The organism is Komagataeibacter rhaeticus (assembly GCF_011611525.1).
In the GTDB taxonomy this organism is placed as follows: Bacteria; Pseudomonadota; Alphaproteobacteria; order Acetobacterales; family Acetobacteraceae; genus Komagataeibacter; species Komagataeibacter rhaeticus.
In genome coordinates this window covers 2,886,633-2,906,348 of the sequence record NZ_CP050139.1, presented here as the reverse complement: position 1 = coordinate 2,906,348, position 19,716 = coordinate 2,886,633, and the positions used below count along the sequence as shown (strand labels likewise).

The window sequence follows — 19,716 nt, the reverse complement described above, 5'->3', positions numbered from 1 at the left end:
ATCATGAAGAGGCCCGCGGGGCGGGCGTAACTGTGCATGATGTATTGTTCCGGCCCCGTGCCGGCCTGTGCGTCGGGCAGGGAGAAGCATGCGGTATGAAGTGGCGTGATGTGGCGGTCGGTGCCGGTGTGGCCGTGGTTGCGGTGGGGTGTGGCGCAGGGTGGTACGTGGTCCAGCACCACGACGAACTGCCGCCGGGGCTTGCGCGCGCCAACGGGCGGCTGGAACTGGCCCGCATTGATGTGGCGGTGAAGTATCCCGGCCGGATCACGGCACTGGAATTTCACGAAGGGGACGTGGTTGCCGCAGGCCAGGTCCTGGCGCGCGAGGATGATGCCAGCACGCAGGCCAGCCTGGACGCCGCCCGCGCCCAGCTTCTGGCGGCACAGGCCAATGTGGCCCGCGCGGGGGCGGAGCGGGATGCGCGGCAGGCAACGCTGCATCTGGCCCGGCTTGACCTTGAGCATGCCAGCACCATGTTCCGCCAGCATCTGGTATCGGATATGGAACTGTCCCAGCACCAGACCGGTCTGGACACCGCCACGGCGGGCGCTGAGGCGGCTGCGCGCGCGGTCGATGCGGCGGTTGCTGCCGAACAGGCGGCCCGCGCGCAGGTGGCCCAGGCCCGGTCCGCCGAGGATGACATGACCATCCGCGCCCCCGTCGCGGGCCGGATCGAATACCGGATCGTGGAACAGGGGGCCGTCCTGCCCGGCGGCGGGCGCGTCGCCTCGCTGCTGGACCCGACCGACATGTACCTGACCATCTTCTATCCCTCGCTGCAGGCAGGCCAGCTGCATGTGGGGGACCAGGCGCGCATCACGCTGGACGCGCTGCACCAGCAGGTGATTCCGGCCACGATTTCCTTCGTCTCGCCCGAGGCGCAGTTCACCCCCAAATATGTCGAGACCACGACCGAGCGTGACAAGCTGGTCTATCGCGTCAAGCTGCGCATCGATCCCGCCACCGCCCGGCGTTACGGCAGCGTGCTCAAGGCGGGCATGACGGGTGATGGCTACGTCCGCACCGATCCCGCCGCCCGCTGGCCCGCGGCGCTTGATGTGGCCGATGCCCCGCAATGACCGGGCAGGCGCCGCATAACGCCCGGTCGGCCCCGCCGCCGGGCATTGCCATTACGGGGGTCACGCACCGCTACGGCGCGGTCACGGCGCTGGATGACGTGACGCTGGACCTGCCGGCGGGAACCACCATCGGCCTTGTCGGGCCGGACGGGGTGGGTAAGTCCACCCTGCTGGGACTGATCGCGGGCGTGCGCAGGTTGCAGTCGGGCACGGTGCGGGTGCTGGGGGCGGATATGGGAGACCGCCACGCGCGTGAGGGGTTCCTGCCGCGCACCGCCTTCATGCCGCAGGGGCTGGGGCGCAATCTGTACCCCACCCTGTCGGTATGGGAAAACATCGACTTCTTTGCCCGCCTGTTCGGCATGGATGCCCGCGCGCGTGACGCCCGCATCCAGCGCCTGCTGGACGCCACGGGCCTTGCCCCCTTTCCCGACCGGGCGGCGGGCCACCTGTCTGGTGGCATGAAGCAGAAGGTCAGCCTGTGCTGCGCGCTGGTGCATGATCCGGACCTGCTGATCCTTGATGAACCGACAACCGGCGTTGACCCGCTGTCGCGCCAGCAGTTCTGGACGCTGGTGGACCAGCTGCGCGCCGAACGCCCGTCCATGACGGTCATCGTCTCGACCGCGTATATGGAGGAGGCGGAACGCTTTTCGTGGCTGGTGGCCATGGACAGCGGCCGGGTGCTGGTCAGTGACCGCACGCAGCATGTGCTTGAGCGCACGCATACGAAATCGCTGGAAGAGGCGTATATCGCGCTCCTGCCCGCAGGCCGGCGCCCGCAGGAGGGTGGCCTTGCCATCCCCCCCTATACCAACCCCGGCGGCCCGCCCGCGATCGAGGCACGGCACCTGACCCGCCGCTTCGGCAGCTTCACGGCGGTGAGTGATGTCAGCTTTACCATAAGCCGGGGCGAGATCTTCGGCTTCCTTGGCTCCAACGGCTGCGGCAAGTCCACCACCATGAAGATGCTGACCGGCCTGCTGGATGTGACCAGCGGCACGGCGGAACTGTTTGGCGAGCAGATCACGGCGGGCGACATGAAGACCCGCATGCGGATCGGGTACATGTCGCAGGCGTTCTCGCTGTACGAGGAACTGACCGTGCGGCAGAACCTCATGCTGCAGGCGCGGCTGTACCGCATTCCGGCTGCAAAAGCGGCACGGATGGTCGAGCAGTCGCTGGATTCGTTCGAACTGCGTGACTGCGCCGATGTCAGCCCCGTCGCCCTGCCGCTGGGCATACGCCAGCGCCTGCAACTGGCGGCGGCGTGCATCAATAACCCCGAGATCCTGATCCTTGATGAGCCGACATCGGGCGTGGACCCCGCCGCGCGGGATATGTTCTGGCGCCATCTCATCCGCCTGTCACGCGAAGGGCATGTGACGATTTTCGTCTCCACCCATTTCATGAACGAGGCCGCGCGGTGCGACCGGATCTCGCTCATGCATCGTGGGCATGTACTGGCCGTGGGCACGCCGGCCGAACTGGTGAAGAAGCGCGGCGCCCCCACGCTGGAGGCCGCCTTCATCGCCTACCTTCAGGATGCCGAGGCGGCAACGGATGCGCAGGCCCATCCCGCGCCACCGCATGCCCCCACGCGCTGGCACGCGCTGGCCACCCGGCTTGCCGCCCGTTTTGGCGGGGTGGGGGGCGGGTGGCTGCCGCGTGCCTGGGCCTTTGCCCGGCGCGAGGCGGTCGAACTGCTGCGCGACCGGCTGCGGCTGACCTTCGCGCTGGTCGGCCCGCTGATCCTGCTGGTTGTCGCGGCCTCCAGCATCTCGTTCGATGTGGAGGGCGTGGGCTTTACCGTGCTGGATCATGACCGCACCACGATCAGCCGCGACCTGATCGACGGTTTCCGGGGTTCGGCCTATTTCCATGAACTGGCCCCCGTGGCGGACGCGGATGCGCTGGACCGGGCCATCCGCAACGGCCATGCCCAGATGGCGCTGGATATTCCCGCAGGCTTCGCGCGCGACATGGAAGCCGGGCGCAGGCCGGAAATCGGGGTGATCATTGATGGCGCGGTCCCGTTCCTGGCGGCCAATGTGCGTGCCTACGCCACCGGGGTGCTGGCGGGCTATGCTACGACACTGGGCCGTGAACTGCCCCGGCAGGCGGCCCTGCCGATCACGGTGGAGCCGCGCTTTTCCTATAATCAGGAATTCCGCAGCATCTACGCCATGACGCCGGGCGTGATCATGCTGGCGCTGATCCTGATCCCCACCATGCTCACGGCACTGGGCGTGGTGCGGGAGAAGGAAGTGGGCTCCATCGTCAACCTTTATGCCTCGCCCGCCTCGGTCGGGCAGTACCTCATGGGCAAGCAGGCGCCTTACGTGGCGCTGGCGTCACTGAGCTATTTCATGCTGGTGCTTGTGGCGGTGGTGGTGCTGGGGGTGCCGCTCAAGGGGTCACTGCTGGCGCTGACAATCGGCGGTGTGCTGTTCGTGCTTTCGGCCACGGGGCTGGGCCTGCTGATCTCGACCTTTGTCAGTTCACAGGTGGCGGCCATCTTTGGCACGTCCATCCTGTGCCTGATCCCGGCGGTCAACTTTTCCGGCCTGCTCTATCCGGCCTCCACCCTTACGGGGGCCAGCCGCCTTGTGGGGCTGGGCTTTCCTGCGGCGTGGTACCAGCTGATCAGCCTGGGCTGCTTTACCAAGGGGCTGGGCACCGGCAGTTTCTGGTTGATGTACCTGATGCTGGGCCTGTTTGCCGCCAGCTACATGCTGGCGGCGCGCCTGCTGCTGAAAAAACAGGAAGCATGAGGCCATGATGCGCTGGCTGGTCAATGTCGGTCTGCTGTGTGGCAAGGAACTGCGCAGCCTGGTGCATGACCGTGTGCTGCTGGGGCTGATCGTGTTCGCCTTTACCGCGGGCGTGCTGCTGGTGGCCAACGGGGTGAAGGTGGAAGTCTCCAACGCCACCATCGCCTTTATCGACGAGGATCATTCCGCCCTGTCGCGCCGCATGCGCGATGCGGTCCTGCCACCCTATTTCAAGCCCGCCGTGCTGGTGGACCGGGCACAGGCCCTGCAGGGCATGGACCGGGGCGATTACATCTTCGTGGTCGACATCCCGCCCCGTTTCGAGGCGGATGTACTGGCCGGCCGCACGCCCGCCGTGCAGCTGCGCGTGGACGCCACCGCCATGACGCAGGCGGGGCTGGGCACCGAATACCTTAACGAGATCCTGCTGGCGGAAGTGGATGACATGCTGCATGCGCCTGCGGTGGTGGAGCAGATCCCCTTTCAGGCCGCCAGTCGCATCCGCTTCAATCCCAACAGTGAATCCAGCTGGTTCACCTCGGTCATGCAGATCGTGACCAACATCACCATCCTTTCCATCGTGCTGGTGGGGGCGGCGGTGATCCGTGAGCGTGAGCATGGCACGCTGGAACACCTGCTGGTCATGCCCGTCAGTGCCAGCGAGATCGCGGTGGCCAAGATTGTGACCAACGGGCTGGTCATATTCGTTGGCGCCATGCTGTCGCTGTGGCTGGTGGTGCATGTGTGGCTGGGCGTGCCACTGGCGGGGTCGGTCACGCTGTTTGGCGCGTGCGCGCTGCTGTACCTGTTCTCGGCCACGGCGCTGGGCATCATGCTGGCCACGGTTGCCCCCACCATGCCGCAGTTCGGGCTGCTGGTGGTGCCGGTCTATGCGGTGGCGTACCTGCTTTCGGGTGCCGCAACCCCGGTGGAGAGCATGCCACGTCTCATGCAGGTGGTGGTGCGCTTCCTGCCCACCACGCAGTTCGTCAACCTGTCACAGGCCATCCTGTACCGGGGGGCGGGACTGGGTGCGATCATGCTGCCGCTGCTGACCGTGACCGTGACGGGCATTGTATTTCTGGCATTCGCGCTCTCGCGCTTCAGGTCCATGTTGGCAAGGCAGGAATGATGAGGAACAGATTGACGCAGGTTGCCTGCATGGCCCGCCTCGGGGTGGCCGTGGGGCTGGTGGCGGGGTGCTCGCCCTTTCATACGCATGTGCCGCCATCACACGTAAAGGTGCCGGGGCGGTTCGTGCAGCAGCAGGCAGGGCCGGCCACGGCCGTGCCCGCGACCGACCTGACACGCTGGTGGGAAGCGTGGCATGACCCTGCGCTGACCCGCGCGGTGGATACGGCGCTTGCCGCCAGTCCCGACATCCGCATGGCGCGTGACCGGGTGCGTGAGGCGCGTGCGCTGCACGCGGTGGCAAAATCGGCGCTGTATCCCACCGTGGGTGCTACGGGCAACATGCTGGGTGGCGGCATGGACTGGCGCAATCCATACAGCCTGCCCGCCAATGATCCGGGTACGGACGGGCATCTGGCCGGTATTACCGCATCATGGGAGCCGGACCTGTTTGGCGGCCGCCATGCGGATGTAAAGGCGGCGAAGGCGGGTGTGAGGGCGGAGGAGGAATATTTCCACGGCGTGCAGATGGTCATCGCCGCCGATGCCGCCAGCAATTATCTGCAGGCCCAGGGACTGCAACGCCAGATTGCGCTGACCGATCGCTCAATTGCCCTGCTGGTGCAGTTGCGCGGCTATGGGCAGGCCCGTTTTACGTCCGGGCAGGCCACGGCGGCGGATGTGACGGAAATTGACCAGAAACTGTCTGACCTGCGGGCGCGCAGGCCCATGCAGGTGGCCGGGCTGGACCTTGTGCGCAGGCGGCTGGCCGTGCTGTCGGGGCAGGTGCCCGAAGGGCTGCCCGACCTGCCGCCACCGCCCGCCTATTACCTGCCCCCCGCCCCGGTGGGCCAGATGCCCGATACCGTGCTGGAACGCAGGCCGGACATCCGTGCCCGGCGCGACCAGGTGGATGCGGCGCTCAACCGGCTGAAAAGTGCCAAGACCGACCTGCTGCCGCGCTTCGGGCTGGAATTCTTTGGCGGTGACGGGCGGCTGCGCTTTGACGGGATTCCCGGCATGTCGGGCACTGGCGGGCTGATTGCACTGACCACCTACCTGCCCATTTTTACCGCCAACCGCGTACAGGCGCGTATCCATGCCGCCAGTGCGCGGCTGGATGCGGCGGTGGCGGGCTATGACCAGAGCCTGCTGCGCGCGCTGGCGGAAGTGGAGGACGGGTATGAAAACCGCCTGAGCCTGGACAGCCGCGATAAAGACCTGACCCGCGCGCAGGTGCAGGCGGAGCGGGTTGCGCGCGATATGGCCGGGCTGTATGCCGGTGGCCAGCGCACGCTGGGCGATGTGCTGCGGGCCCGCATGGCGGCACTGGATGCCCAGGGTAGCGTGCTGGCCAACCAGGATACCCGCACTACCGCCACCATACAGCTGGCCCGTGCGCTGGGCGGCGGGTGGGAGCTGGTGACACCGCTCTCGCGCTAAAGGGAAGGGAAAGCAGCGATGTCGGTCGGCATGGCCCTGTTACTGGCTGTCATGGCCATCTGTGTTGTTGTTTTCCTGATCGAGCGCATCAAGCTCAACCCGTTCCTGGCGCTGTTCATCGCCTCCATGCTGCTGGGTTTTGCCGCCGGCATGCCGGCCACGAAGGTCGTGGCCTCGTTTGAAGGCGGGGCGGGGCAGGTGCTGGGGCAGATCGCCTCCGTCATCGCGCTGGGTACCATGCTGGGCAAGATGCTGGAGGTTTCGGGCGGGGCGGACCGCATTGCCATGACCGTGGTCGCCCTGGCCGGGGCGAGGCGGCTGGACTGGGCCATGATGGTGATCGGGCTGCTGGTCGGGCTTTCGGTATTCTTTACCGTGGGCTTTGTCATTCTGGTGCCGCTGGCCTTTTCCATCGCAAAGCAGACCAGAATGCCGCTGCTGCATGTGGCGCTGCCGGTTACGGCCGCGCTGTCGGTGGTGCAGGGCTACATGCCGCCCCATCCCGGCACCATGTTCGCCCTTGCGGCCTATCATGCCGATATCGGCCGCCTGATCTGGCTTGGCGCGCTGGTCAGCGTGCCGGTGGCTATCATTTCCGGCCCGCTCTACACCCGTTTCATCGTGCCCCGCCTGCCAGCCGATGCCGGGGCGCAGGCGGCACGCCAGCATGTTACGGCCACGCCGCGCGGCAGTGGCGACCTGCCGGGGTTCGGCATTACGCTGTTTACCATCCTTGCCCCCATGGTACTGATGCTGGCGGGATCGGCCACGCGCTTCATGGGGCCGCAGGCGGCGGGGTGGGCGGTCGTGCTGCGCTTTGCGGGTGACCCGAATGTGGGGCTGGCGCTGGCGGCCCTGCTGTCATTCTGGACGCTGGGGCTGCGGCGCGGGCTGACGCGTGAACAGGTTCTTGGCTATTCCAGCCAGTGCCTTGGCCCGCTGGCGGGACTGCTGCTGATGATCGGGGCGGGGGGCGGCTTTGGCGCGGAACTGATGGATAGCGGCATTTCGGATGCGATCGCGCGCACGGCGGTGGACATGCATGTGCCGCTGCTCATCCTGGCATGGGGGCTGGCGGCGGGCATGCGCCTGGCGGTGGGATCGGCCACCGTGGCCATGAGTACCACGGCGGGGATTGTCGCCCCCATCATGGCGCACGCGCAGGGCGCCTCGCCCGAACTGCTGGTGCTGGCCACGGGGGCGGGGGCGGTCATGTTCGGCCCGATGAACGATTCCGGATTCTGGCAGGTGCGCGACGCGCTGGGGCTGAGTGTGGCGCAGACCCTGCGCACCTGGTCGGTCATCGAGACCCTGATCGGGGTGGCGGGGCTGGGGATGTGCCTTGTTCTGGGGTGGTGCGGGCTGTAGGGCCGGGAATACGCAGCCGCCTTCATGCCCGGTCAGGCCGGGCAGGCATACCCCACCCGTTACCCCACAGACATGCGGACCCACGATGCCGGACGGGCAGCATGAATGACAGAAAACGACGGGATGTCAGGAATATAGGGATGGTGCCGACACTCGGAATTGAACCGAGGGCCTACTGATTACGAATCAGTTGCTCTACCCCTGAGCTATGTCGGCAAACCTGTGGGGTCTGATAAACGAAGGGCTGGCATGATGCAATATCTCAAATGCGGCATTCCCCATTTTAATTTGGTCTATATGCTGGACCCCGTATGAGCATGTCATCTTCTTCCTCCCGGCTGCGCTGCGATGATGCGGGGCTGGGGCACGTCCCGCATGTGCGCATCATTGGCGGCCTGTCGGAATGCCCCGGCTGCGGGCTGTACCAGCGCGTGCCCGATCTGGCGGCGGGGGAGCAGGCCACATGCACCCGCTGCGGGCAGAAGCTGGCGCGCAGGCGGCGCACCGCACCGCTGGCAACGCCGCTGGCCTTCTGCATCAGTTCCGCCGCGTTCTATCTTGCCGCCCTTGCATCCTCGCTCATGACACTGGATGTCTATGGCAGGCAGCGCACGGTGGACCTTCTGACCGGGCCGATGGAACTCATGCATGAAGGGTGGGGGGAAGCGGGCATCCTGGTGGGGGCGGTTACGGTGCTGGCGCCTGCGGTCGCGATCGGGTTCATGTTCGTCATCCTGTACGCCGCTTCGTGCACGCGCCTGCCGGACTGGGCGCCGCGCGTGCTGGTCTGGTACGACAAGCTGCGGCCATGGTCGATGGTCGAGGTCTATATCCTTGGCATATTCGTGGCCTACACCAAGCTGACCGACATGGCGCATGTGGATGTGGGGCCGGCCGTGTACCTGATTGGCGCGCTGATGCTGACCATGGCGGCCACCGATTCGACACTGGATACCGAGATGATCTGGCGTCACCGCCGGATTGACAGGGTCACGCGCACTGAAAATGGCCAGACGGTGGCGGTGGACTATGCCCACGTTGACCAGACCGGCCTGCCACCGGTGGACCATCTGGTGGCCTGCACGTCCTGCGGGCTGGTGGGGGAACTGGCGCATCCGGTTTCCAGCCTGCACTGCGTGGGCATCTGCCCGCGCTGCGAGCACAAGGTGTGGCGCCGCCTGCCGCAGTCGCTTACGCGCACCACCGCCTTCCTGATTGCCGCCATCGTGTTCTACATTCCCGCCAACCTCTATCCGGTCATGACCTTCCTGCGTATGGGCGGGGGCGGGGGGCACACCATTATCGAAGGCGCGATCGAACTGTGGCAGGACGGCATGATCCCGCTCTCGCTGCTGGTGTTCTTTGCCTCGATTACCGTGCCCATGCTCAAGATTCTCAGCCTGGGCTGGATGATCAGCCAGACCTGGCGGGGCGCGCGTGGCCACCTGGTGGCGCGCACCCGTCTGTTCCGGCTGGTGGACATGGTGGGCCGGTGGTCGATGATCGATGTGTTCATGATCTCGATCCTGGTGGCGGTGGTGCGCTTCAACGCCATGGCCAGTGTCACCGCCAATGCGGGCATGGTGGCGTTTGCCGCCGTGGTGGTGCTGACCCTGCTGGCGGCATGGAGTTTTGACCCGCGCATCATGTGGGACGCGGCCGGCCGCAATGGCCCGGTAACCGATGGCCTGCCGCCCGCCGTGCTGCGTGCGCAGCATGATCGCGCGGCTGCGTCTTCCCCTTCTTCCCTACCCCCGGCTGGTGTCCTGCCAGCCCGCATGGAGCCAGATCAGGCGTGAATGACGATTTTCCATCCAATGACCCGCATGGTGTGGTGCCACAGGCCCGTGCGCGGAAATACCGTTTCTCGGTTGTCTGGCTTGTGCCGATCGTGGCCCTGCTGATTGCAGGCTACCTGGGCTGGAAAGGAATAACCGGGCGCGGGCCGCTGATCGTCATCACTTTCGATACCGCCGATGGCCTGACCAGTGGCCAGACCGAGGTCAAGAACAAGGCGGTCTCGCTCGGCACGGTCGATTCCATCCGGCTGAGCGATGATTTCCACCATGTGGAAGTGCGCGTGCGCATGACCTCGGCGGCCGGCCGCATGCTGACCGACCACGCCCGCTTCTGGGTCGTGCGTCCGCGCATCAATGGCGCCAGTGTTACGGGGCTGGAAACCGTCATGTCGGGGGCTTACATCGCCATGGATGCGGGCGAGCCCGGTGGCCGCTACACCACCCGTTTTACGGGGCTGGAAGCCCCGCCGGGCGTGCGTTCCGACCAGCCGGGGCATACCTATACGCTCATTACCCAGTCACTCGGTTCGCTGGGTCAGGGCGCGCCGATCTTCTTCCGTGACGTGGTGGTGGGTGAAGTGCTGGGCTACACCATGCCGCCCGAAGGGCGCGGGCCGATCAGGGTACAGATTTTCGTGCAGGCACCCTATGACCATTACCTGCGTACCAACACACGCTTCTGGAACGTATCGGGCGTGCAGGTGGGCCTTGGGCCGGGTGGGCTGAAGATCAAGCTGCAGTCGCTGCAGGCGCTGCTGTCCGGTGGGGTTGCGTTCGACCCGCCCGATGCCCGCAACGAGAAGAACACCCTGCCCGCCACGGCCGGTTCCGACACCACTTTCCAGCTTTACGACAGTGCGGAAGAAGCCAACAGCGCGGGCTACCGTGAGCGTATTCCGCTTGTCACCTACATCACCAGTTCCGTATCCGGCCTGACCAGGGGCGGCAGGCTGACCATGTTCGGCATCCAGGTGGGCATGATCGATGATGTCCGCCTGCAGGTGGACCCCGCTTCGGGCAGGGCACGGGTGCGTGTGGCGATGGAACTCCAGCCCGAGCGCGTGCTGGATAACCAGCAGGTCTCGCCCGCGGCCCTGGCCGAACTGCTGCGCACGCAGGTGGCGGACGGGCTGCGCGCTTCGGTGCAGAGCACCAGCATGCTGACTGGCGAATCCGAGATTGCGCTGACCTTTGTCAGGAACGCGAAGCCCGCGCAGGTCCAGATGGAAGGCGATGCCATGGTCCTGCCGGGCCAGGCGGGCGGCATGGCCGGGATCATGGATTCGCTATCGGTCGTAAGCGACAAGATTGCCGCGATGCCGCTGACCCAGATGGGCGAGAACCTGAACAGCCTGCTGGCCCATGCCGATGCACGCATCAACAGCCCCGATACCAAGCAGGCGCTGACCGCGCTGCGCAGTTCGTTGCAGAACCTGCAGGTCATATCGCATGATGCGCGTTCCGAAATGCCGCAGCTGCTCAGTGGCATGGACAAGACACTCAAGAGCGCCAATTCGGTGCTGTCCAGCTATGGCGGGGATACGGACTTCCAGCGCAACCTGCAGCAGATGATGCAGCAGCTGAATGACGCCGCGCGTTCGCTGCGCTTCCTGTCGGATTTCCTGACCCATCACCCCTCCGCACTGATTACGGGACGATAAGACATGCAACGCCCCTTCTGGCATTTCACTCCCCCCCGGCCGCCGCGCGTGGCAGCATGCGCCGTAGTAGCGGGGCTGCTGGCACTGGCAGGCTGCGGTTCATCCGACCCGACATTGTATTCACTGGCCCCCATAGCCGGCACGCAGCAGGTGGGGATGGGGGGGCAGGTGCCCGCCGTGATCGAGGTCCGCACCCCCGGTGTGCCGCCCTCGCTGGACCGGCAGAACATTGTCGGCACGCAGGATGACTACAGCCTGACCCCGCTGGCGGGGGCGGCATGGAGCGAGCCGCTGGCCCCCATGCTGGGCCATGTGCTGGCCACCGACCTGCAGCAGCGCCTGCCCGGCCATGGCGTGTTTGCCCAGAACGATGCGACTACCGTGCCGCCCCAGGGATTTGTGGAAGTGGAGATTACCCGCTTTGCCCGTGATGCCAGCGGCGTGGTGCATCTGGGTGGCAGCCTGTCGGTACACAGGGTGGGGGATGCCGAACATGCGCTGTCCGTGCCGCTTGCGCTCAGTGCCACCCCTACCGATAGCGGCACGCGCGCGATGGTGGCGGCCCTGAGCCAGTTGACGGGACAGGTGGCGGACATAGCGGCTGACCGGCTGCAGGCCTTGCCGCCTGCGCCTGCCCCAGCCCACCGGTAAAAAAGACCTGGAACCATAAAGAAGTTTTTGGTGAAGCTTTTTTCAAAAAGCTTGGAAGAACACCGCCTTTTTGACAAAAGGCGGCACCCAGAAACTTTTGTCATTGAATGATGGGGTGAACAGCCCGGCAATAAAAAAGGCGCCCGGAGGCGCCTTCTTTCAGGAACGGGGAAAGTTCAGACCTTCTCCACCTGATTGTATTCCAGGTCCACCGGGGTGGAGCGGCCGAAGATGGAAACGCTGACCTTCAGGCGGCCGCGTTCCTCGTCCACTTCCTCGATCGTGCCGTTGAACGAGGTGAAGGGGCCATCGGCCACGCGGATCTGCTCGCCAATCTCGAAGGTGACGGAGGGGCGCACGCGCTCCACGCCTTCCTGCGCCTGCTTCATGATCCGTTCGGCCTCGACCTTGGGAATGGGCGAGGGGCGGGTCTTGCTGCCCAGGAAGCCGGTGACCTTGGGCGTGTCCTTGACCAGGTGCCACGCCTCATCGGTCAGTTCCATGTTGACCAGCACGTAACCGGGGAAGAACTTGCGCTCGGAATTGACCTTCTGGCCACGGCGCATTTCGGTCACCTCTTCCGATGGAACAAGGATTTCACCGAAATGGTCGGCCAGACCCTTCTGGGCGGCCTGTTCCGTGATGTGCTGGGCTATCTTCTTTTCGAAGCCCGAATAGACGTGGATCACATACCACCGCTTGGCCATGGCTGAACTCAGCCTCCCAGTCCGAAGAGTTTCCGTACGGCAAGGCCGATCACCTCGTCGACGAGGAAAAAGAATACCGATGCAAGACCGGCCATGGCCAGGACCGCACCCGTTGTCATCAGGGTGGCGCGTCGCGTGGGCCAGGTGACTTTTCTGGCTTCGGCACGTACGTCTTCGACAAATTTCGCGGGACTGACCGACACGAAATACCCTTCCTGCAACGCCGCGGCGCACCAACCGGACTGCTCCAGCCAGTGCGGGGCCTTAGAACCGGTGCGGACCATTGTGGCCCGACCCATCGGGTGCCAGGCCGGAAGGGTAATGCCCGACCGGAGAATGGCAGGGGTGGAGGGTCTCGAACCCGCAACCTCCGGTTTTGGAGACCGGCGCTCTAGCCAATTGAGCTACACCCCTACAAAGCCGCCTGCGAAAGCCCGAAACATGTGACGTGGCGGAAAGCCGCGCCGTTTCGGGTCATCCATGCGAACCCGGCACAGGAAGCGGAAAAAAGTATGACTGGCGTCGAAAGTCAAGGGGGCAGGGCATAAAAATCAAAAGTTTTATCCCATTGCGGGCTGGCGCGGGTTTAGCACTTGCCACCGGCGGGGCGGAAAAGGTATAGGTCGGGCAACCTTATGGGCGGGCGTAGCATAGTGGTAATGCAGTAGCCTTCCAAGCTTCTGAGGAGGGTTCGATTCCCTTCGCCCGCTCCATACAGCCCCTTGAAACAGGTTTCCGTTCCGGTATCCATGACCGGAATTGCGGCAGGCTTCGGCCACTGGTCGTGCCGTACCGGCAGGGGTGATCCTTACATGGCAGCAAATTCTTCCACCACCATCCATCCGCGCGTCGTGCTGGGCACATGCTGCCTGAGCCTGCTGCTGGTCATGATGGATGTGACGGTGGTCAATGTCGTGCTTCCCTCCATCCATGCGCAGCTGCACGGCAGTTTCTCCACCCTGCAATGGGTGGTGGATGCCTATACCCTCATGGTGGCCAGCCTCATGCTGCTGGTCGGCTCTCTGGCGGACCGGTTCGGGCGGCGGCGGATGTTCCTGCTGGGTATCGGCCTGTTCTGTGGCGGGTCGGCCCTGTGCGGCCTTGCGCGCAGCGTGGAGATGCTGGTCCTGGCGCGCGCGGTGCAGGGTATCGGCGGCTCCATGCTCAACCCCGTGGCGCTGTCCATCCTGACCAATGTGTATGTGGAGCCGCGTGCCCGCGCGCAGGCCATTGGCATATGGGGGGCGACTTCGGGTGTGGCGCTGGCGCTGGGGCCGGTTGTGGGGGGCGTGCTGGTGCACTGGGTGGGCTGGCAGGCGGTATTCTGGGTCAATGTGCCCATCGGGCTGGTGGCCATCATGCTGACGCTGCGCTTCGTGCCTGAATCCCGTGGCGGGGCGGGGCGCGGGATCGACGCGCCGGGCCAGCTTCTGGCCATCGTGGCGTTGGCGATGGTGACGTCGGGCCTGATCGAGGCGCATAATTACGGCTGGGCCTCGCCCACCATTTCGGGCTTCCTGGGCTTCGGGCTGCTGTCCATCGTGGCCTTCGTGCTGGTTGAGCAGCGTGCGGCGGCCCCCCTGATCGACCTGCGGTTCTTCCGGGCCTGGCCCTTTTCGGGTGCCATCGTGATCGCGGTGCTGGCCTTTGCCATTTTCAGTGCCTTCCTGTTCCTCAATACGCTCTATCTTCAGGATGTGCGGGGCCTTCCCGCCCTGCAGGCGGGGCTGTGCACGCTGCCTTTCGCTTTTGGCAGCATGCTGTGCGCCCCGCTTTCGGGGCGGCTGACGGGGCGGTATGGCGCGCGGCTACCGCTTTTGCTTTCGGCCGCCGGATTCGTGGTGAGTGCCATCGTGCTGACCGGCCTGGATGTCACGACGCCGCTGGGGGCGCTGCTGGTTTCCTACGGGCTGTGCGGGTGCGGGTTTGGCATGTGCAACGCGCCCATTACCAATTCCGCCATTGCCGGCATGCCGCGCGCGCAGGCGGGTGTTGCGGCGGCCATTGCCTCGACCAGCAGGCAGGTGGGGGCGTTGCTGGGCATTGCACTGGGGGGCGCACTGAGCGCGGGCAGCACGGGCGGGGTGCGGTGGGCGGACTTTCCGCAGGCCACGCATGTGGTGTGGTGGTGCATGATTGGCGCCGCCCTGGGTATCGCGGCCCTGGGTGTGGTTTCAACCGGAATCCGGGCCCGCAAAACCGCGCAGGACGTGGCGGCCCTGCTGGATTCAAGGTGATGCGCGTCTGGTATGCGAAAACCGCATACCAGTTCCCGCCAAATCCGTCATCCCATGGCGTCGCGGCGCTACAAAATTGCCGCTTTGCTGTTTCCGAAACGGTACCGGACATGTATGATCCCGCCAACCTGTAACGGGGGCGTGCGCATGCACGGGAAAGCGGATGGCCCGGCGGCATCGGGATGGTGCCGGGGTGCCGTCAGGTCTGTTGCGTGTGCCTGCGCTGCGTGCTAGAGCCGCGCCAGCAGCGCACGGGAGCCTGAGGTTTCCGGGCAGGCGGCGTGTGTTTGAATCAAGATTCTGGATTGGAAAAGCGGACAGTGGATTCGGGTGGAACGACCTCAATACCGATCGCCTCCATTGCCAATGGCCTTCCCGGTCGTTATGCGACGGCGCTCTATGAGCTTGCGGCTGAACGCCAGCAGCTTGACCCAGTTCTGGATGAGGCTTCTCGCCTTGCCGCGATGATTGACGGCAGTGCCGATCTGCGCACCGTGCTGACGGACCGGACGCTTGACATCCGTGACAGCCGCCGTGGCGTTGCCGCGGTGCTGGTTGCCGAAGGGTTCAGCCCCCTTATGCGTGATTTTGTTGGCGTGGTGGCGGATAACCGCCGCCTTCCGCGCCTGCGTGAAATTCTTGCCGCGCTGGCGGCCATCGCTGCGGCGCGGCGGGGGGAAGTCGTGGCGGATGTCGTGTCCGCCCACCCCCTGACCGACCTGCAGCGTGTCCAGCTTCGCAGCCGCCTTACCGAGGCCGGCTATTCCAAAGTCAATATCCAGGAGCGTGTTGACGCGGCCCTGCTGGGCGGTCTGGTCGTGCGCATTGGCGCCCGTCTGTATGATGCCAGCCTCAGATCCCGCCTTACCCGCCTGCACCATGCCATGAAGGGAGCCGCGTGATGGAAATCCGCCCCTCCGAGATTTCGGATATCCTCAAGCAGCAGATCGCTACGTTCGACAAGGCGGCCGACGTTGCCGAGACAGGCACCATCCTGTCCGTTGGTGACGGTATCGCGCGTGTCTACGGCCTGCAGAACGTCGAAGCCGGTGAAATGCTGGACTTCCCCGCCAGTGGCCAGAAAGGCATGGCGCTGAACCTTGAGAATGACAACGTTGGCGTTGTCATTTTCGGCGATGATACCGCCATGCGCGAGGGCGACACCGTCGCCCGCACCGGCAAGGTGGTGGAAGTGCCCACCGGCAAGGCCCTGCTGGGCCGCGTGGTCGACGGTCTGGGCAACCCGATCGACGGCAAGGGCCCGCTGGTGGGTGAAGTCATCAGCAAGCGCGCGGAAATCAAGGCGCCCGGCATCATGCCGCGCCAGTCCGTGAGCGAGCCGATGCCGACCGGCATCAAGGCGATCGACGCGCTCGTGCCCATCGGGCGCGGCCAGCGTGAACTGATCATCGGTGACCGCCAGACCGGCAAGACCGCCATCCTGATCGACACCATCGTCAACCAGAAGAGCGTCAATGCCCTGGGTGATGAAAGCAAGTCGCTGTACTGCATCTATGTCGCGATCGGGCAGAAGCGCTCGACCGTGGCGCAGCTGGTGCGCACGCTGGAGGAAACCGGCGCGATGGAATATTCCATCGTCGTGGCGGCCACCGCGTCCGATCCGGCGCCGATGCAGTACCTGGCGCCGTATGCCGCCTGCTCCATGGGCGAATACTTCCGCGACAACGGCATGCATGCCCTGATCGTGTATGATGACCTGTCCAAGCAGGCCGTCGCCTACCGTCAGATGTCGCTGCTGCTGCGCCGCCCGCCGGGACGTGAGGCCTATCCGGGTGACGTGTTCTACCTGCATTCCCGTCTGCTGGAACGCGCCGCCAAGATGTCCGACAAGTTCGGCGCGGGTTCCCTGACCGCCCTGCCGGTGATCGAGACCCAGGCCGGTGACGTTTCCGCCTATATCCCGACCAACGTGATCTCCATCACCGATGGTCAGGTCTTCCTTGAAACCGACCTGTTCTACCGTGGCATCCGCCCCGCCGTGAACGTGGGTGGTTCCGTGTCCCGTGTGGGCTCGGCAGCCCAGATCAAGGCGATGAAGCAGGTTGCGGGCAAGATCAAGCTGGAACTGGCCCAGTATCGTGAAATGGCCGCGTTCTCGCAGTTCGCATCCGATCTGGACCCGGCGACCCAGAAGCAGCTGGCCCGTGGCGCACGTCTGGTCGAGCTGCTCAAGCAGCCCGAAACCTCGCCGCTTTCGGTCGAGGAACAGGTGGTGGTGCTGTTTGCCGGCACGCGTGGCTATATTGACGCCATTCCGGTGGACAAGGTCACGACCTATGAAAAGCGCCTGCTGGATGACGTGCGCACATCGGGCAAGGATATCCTGGAATCGATCCGCACGCAGCGTCAGCTGACCAAGGATATCGAAAGCCGCCTGAACGATTTCCTGACGACATTCGGCCGTCAGTTCGCCAACTGAGGAAGATCGGGCAACCATGGCTTCCCTGAAGGAACTGCGCGCACGGATCGGCAGCGTCAAATCGACGCGCAAGATCACCAGCGCGATGAAAATGGTCGCGGCGGCAAAGCTGCGTCGGGCGGAAGCCCGCGCGGCGGCGGCACGCCCATATGCCGACGCAATGCGCCGCATGCTGGCCGAAGTGGGTCGTAGCGTGGCGGGGCAGGGCGGGCAGCCCGCACTCCTGACCGGAACGGGTCAGGACAGGGTGCATCTGCTCATCCCCATGTCCAGCGACCGTGGTCTGGCCGGTGCATTCAACTCCAATATCAACCGTACGACCCGTAACCTGGTGCTCAAGCTCCAGGCCGAAGGCAAGACCGTCAAGATCCTGCCGGTCGGGCGCAAGACGTACGAATTCCTGTCGCGTGACTTTTCCGACCTGATCATCGACCACCGTCATCTGGCCGCAGGCAAGGAAATCCCCTTTTCCGCCGCGACGGAGTTGGGTGAGCAGATCACGGCCCTGCTGGAAAAGGGTGAATTCGACGTGTGCACGCTGGTCTACAACCGGTTCCGCAACGTCATGACCCAGACGCCCACCGAAATGCAGCTCGTGCCGCTGGCGCTGCCGGAAAACGACAACGCCGATGCGGGGGATGTCGCGGCTTACGAATTCGAGCCGGATGAGGGCACGCTCCTGACCAGCCTGCTGCCGCGTAACCTGCAGGTGCAGATCTATGCGACCATGCTGGAGACGGCGGCGGGCGAAAACGGCGCGCGGATGACGGCCATGGACAACGCGACCCGCAATGCCGGCAAGGCCATCGACGGGCTGACACTGAAGTACAACCGTACGCGTCAGACCAATATTACCAATGAACTGATCGAGATCATCTCGGGCGCCCAGGCTGTCTGAGGATCGATCTTCACGCTCACAGGAGCTGTCCCATGTCGGAAACCACAACTCAAGAGGCTCCTGTCTCCACGCAGGCGCAGAAAAGCAATGTCGTTGGTCGCGTGACGCAGGTCCGCGGCGCCGTTGTTGACGTGCAGTTCGAGGGTACGCTGCCGCATATCCTCGAAGCACTGCATGTCCAGCTCAACGGCCAGACCTTGGTGCTGGAAGTGGCGCAGGAAATCGGCGAACATGAAGTCCGCTGCATTGCCATGGATACCACCGATGGCCTGAGCCGTGGCGTGGAAGTGACCGCCACCGGCACCCAGATCACCGTGCCGGTTGGCCCGGGCACGCTGGGCCGTATCCTTAACGTCATCGGTGAGCCGATCGACGACCGTGGTCCGGTGCAGGCCGTTGGCCGTTCCTCCATCCACCGTGCCGCCCCGGCCTTTGACGAGCAGGCCGCCGCGACCGAAATCCTGCCCACGGGCATCAAGGTGGTCGATTTGCTCTGCCCGTACCTCAAGGGTGGCAAGGTCGGTCTGTTCGGTGGTGCCGGTGTGGGCAAGACCGTCATCATCCAGGAACTGATCAACAACATCGCCAAGGCGCATGGCGGCGTGTCGGTTTTCGCCGGTGTGGGTGAACGTACGCGTGAAGGTAACGACCTGTATTACGAAATGCAGGATGCGGGCGTTATCAAGATCAATGGGGAATCGACCGAAGGCTCCAAGGTGGCGCTGGTCTATGGCCAGATGAACGAGCCGCCGGGTGCGCGTGCCCGCGTTGCCCTGTCCGGTGTGACGGTTGCGGAATATTTCCGTGACGTTGAAGGACAGGATGTCCTGTTCTTCGTCGATAACATCTTCCGTTTCACGCAGGCTGGTGCCGAAGTGTCCGCCCTGCTGGGCCGTATTCCCTCCGCCGTGGGCTACCAGCCCACGCTGGCAACGGAAATGGGTGCCCTGCAGGAGCGCATCACCTCCACCAAGAAGGGTTCGATCACCTCGGTGCAGGCCGTTTACGTGCCGGCCGATGACCTGACCGACCCTGCGCCGGCTGCAACCTTCGCCCATCTTGACGCGACCACGGTGCTGAACCGTTCCATTGCGGAAATGGGCATCTACCCCGCCGTTGATCCGCTGGATTCCACGTCCCGCTCGCTGGACCCCAAGATCGTGGGTGACGAGCACTATCAGGTGGCGCGCGACGTGCAGCGCATCCTGCAGACCTACAAGTCCCTGCAGGACATCATTGCCATTCTGGGCATGGATGAACTGTCGGAAGATGACAAGCTGATCGTGGCGCGTGCGCGTCGCATCCAGCGCTTCCTGTCGCAGCCGTTCCATGTGGCCGAAGTGTTCACCGGCGCGCCGGGCAAGCTGGTCTCGCTGGAAGACACCGTGCGTTCGTTCAAGGCGATCGTCGCGGGTGAATATGACGACCTGCCCGAAGGCGCCTTCTACATGGTCGGTGCGATCGAGGAAGCGGTGGCCAAGGCCGAGAAAATGAAGGAATCGGCCTGAGTCCCGACCCACTGACG

Annotated in this window: 15 protein-coding genes and 3 tRNA genes; 14 read left to right on the top strand and 4 right to left on the bottom strand. The window is 64.8% G+C overall.

Annotated elements, in window-relative coordinates; genetic code table 11:
• Positions 1 to 95 precede the first annotated feature (95 nt).
• Genes GWK63_RS13230 through GWK63_RS13210 form a run of 5 tightly spaced genes read left to right on the top strand, consistent with a single transcriptional unit; the run spans position 96 to position 7,798 of the window.
• The gene (locus GWK63_RS13230; protein WP_007397634.1) at positions 96 to 1,082 is read left to right on the top strand and encodes an HlyD family secretion protein; all 987 of its coding nucleotides are present in this window, start codon (positions 96 to 98) and stop codon (positions 1,080 to 1,082) included.
• Positions 1,079 to 3,856 carry a ribosome-associated ATPase/putative transporter RbbA gene (gene rbbA, locus GWK63_RS13225; RefSeq protein ID WP_099963166.1) on the top strand — a complete coding sequence of 926 codons (2,778 nt, stop codon included), beginning with the start codon at positions 1,079 to 1,081 and terminating at the stop codon, positions 3,854 to 3,856. The genes GWK63_RS13230 and rbbA overlap by 4 nt, the downstream gene beginning before the upstream one ends.
• 4 nt (positions 3,857 to 3,860) lie before the next feature.
• On the top strand, positions 3,861 to 4,988 hold the full coding sequence (locus tag GWK63_RS13220) for an ABC transporter permease (RefSeq protein ID WP_007397637.1): 1,128 nt from the start codon (positions 3,861 to 3,863) through the stop codon (positions 4,986 to 4,988).
• Positions 4,988 to 6,430 (top strand): TolC family protein, encoded by a 1,443-nt coding sequence (locus GWK63_RS13215; protein WP_039998641.1) that lies wholly within the window; start codon positions 4,988 to 4,990, stop codon positions 6,428 to 6,430. The genes GWK63_RS13220 and GWK63_RS13215 overlap by 1 nt, the downstream gene beginning before the upstream one ends.
• 18 nt (positions 6,431 to 6,448) lie before the next feature.
• Positions 6,449 to 7,798, top strand: coding sequence for a GntT/GntP/DsdX family permease (locus GWK63_RS13210; protein WP_007397639.1), 1,350 nt, complete (start codon positions 6,449 to 6,451; stop codon positions 7,796 to 7,798).
• Positions 7,799 to 7,939: 141 nt separating this feature from the next.
• On the opposite strand, the gene GWK63_RS13205 is transcribed toward GWK63_RS13210, so the two are convergent.
• Positions 7,940 to 8,014: transfer RNA gene (locus tag GWK63_RS13205), tRNA-Thr, on the bottom strand.
• Positions 8,015 to 8,109: 95 nt separating this feature from the next.
• Between GWK63_RS13205 and GWK63_RS13200 the strand changes: the two genes are divergently transcribed.
• From GWK63_RS13200 to GWK63_RS13190, 3 genes are read left to right on the top strand one after another with little or no spacing between them, the layout of a single operon-like run.
• Positions 8,110 to 9,597, top strand: a complete 1,488-nt coding sequence (locus GWK63_RS13200) for a paraquat-inducible protein A (protein ID WP_007397640.1) — start codon at positions 8,110 to 8,112, stop codon at positions 9,595 to 9,597.
• Positions 9,594 to 11,258: a PqiB family protein gene (locus tag GWK63_RS13195; protein ID WP_007397641.1), complete on the top strand. Its 1,665-nt coding sequence runs from the start codon at positions 9,594 to 9,596 to the stop codon at positions 11,256 to 11,258. The genes GWK63_RS13200 and GWK63_RS13195 overlap by 4 nt, the downstream gene beginning before the upstream one ends.
• 3 nt (positions 11,259 to 11,261) lie before the next feature.
• A complete protein-coding gene (locus GWK63_RS13190) occupies positions 11,262 to 11,909 on the top strand; it encodes a PqiC family protein (RefSeq protein ID WP_039998642.1) in 648 nt (215 codons plus the stop codon).
• 176 nt (positions 11,910 to 12,085) lie between these two features.
• On the opposite strand, the gene nusG is transcribed toward GWK63_RS13190, so the two are convergent.
• The 3 genes from nusG to GWK63_RS13175 form a co-directional block, all read right to left on the bottom strand.
• Positions 12,086 to 12,616 (bottom strand): transcription termination/antitermination protein NusG, encoded by a 531-nt coding sequence (nusG, locus tag GWK63_RS13185; protein WP_007397643.1) that lies wholly within the window; start codon positions 12,614 to 12,616, stop codon positions 12,086 to 12,088.
• Between the two features lie 8 nt (positions 12,617 to 12,624).
• On the bottom strand, positions 12,625 to 12,819 hold the full coding sequence (gene secE / locus GWK63_RS13180; protein WP_007397644.1) for a preprotein translocase subunit SecE: 195 nt from the start codon (positions 12,817 to 12,819) through the stop codon (positions 12,625 to 12,627).
• A gap of 134 nt (positions 12,820 to 12,953) precedes the next feature.
• Positions 12,954 to 13,030 (bottom strand) — tRNA-Trp (locus GWK63_RS13175).
• Positions 13,031 to 13,255: 225 nt separating this feature from the next.
• Here GWK63_RS13175 and GWK63_RS13170 point away from each other — a divergent pair.
• From GWK63_RS13170 to atpD, 6 genes are all read left to right on the top strand, one after another.
• Positions 13,256 to 13,329, top strand: a tRNA-Gly gene (locus tag GWK63_RS13170).
• A 99-nt stretch (positions 13,330 to 13,428) separates the two neighbouring features.
• Positions 13,429 to 14,853 (top strand): MFS transporter, encoded by a 1,425-nt coding sequence (locus GWK63_RS13165; RefSeq protein ID WP_007397645.1) that lies wholly within the window; start codon positions 13,429 to 13,431, stop codon positions 14,851 to 14,853.
• Positions 14,854 to 15,158: 305 nt separating this feature from the next.
• Complete coding sequence (locus GWK63_RS13160; protein WP_039998643.1) at positions 15,159 to 15,755, top strand: F0F1 ATP synthase subunit delta; 597 nt, start codon at positions 15,159 to 15,161, stop codon at positions 15,753 to 15,755.
• Positions 15,755 to 17,293 (top strand): F0F1 ATP synthase subunit alpha, encoded by a 1,539-nt coding sequence (atpA, locus tag GWK63_RS13155; protein WP_166498157.1) that lies wholly within the window; start codon positions 15,755 to 15,757, stop codon positions 17,291 to 17,293. The genes GWK63_RS13160 and atpA overlap by 1 nt, the downstream gene beginning before the upstream one ends.
• Positions 17,294 to 17,309: 16 nt before the next feature.
• Positions 17,310 to 18,191 carry a F0F1 ATP synthase subunit gamma gene (locus tag GWK63_RS13150; protein ID WP_007397649.1) on the top strand — a complete coding sequence of 294 codons (882 nt, stop codon included), beginning with the start codon at positions 17,310 to 17,312 and terminating at the stop codon, positions 18,189 to 18,191.
• Positions 18,192 to 18,223: 32 nt separating this feature from the next.
• On the top strand, positions 18,224 to 19,699 hold the full coding sequence (gene atpD / locus GWK63_RS13145; RefSeq protein WP_039998644.1) for a F0F1 ATP synthase subunit beta: 1,476 nt from the start codon (positions 18,224 to 18,226) through the stop codon (positions 19,697 to 19,699).
• The last annotated feature ends 17 nt before the right edge of the window (positions 19,700 to 19,716 follow it).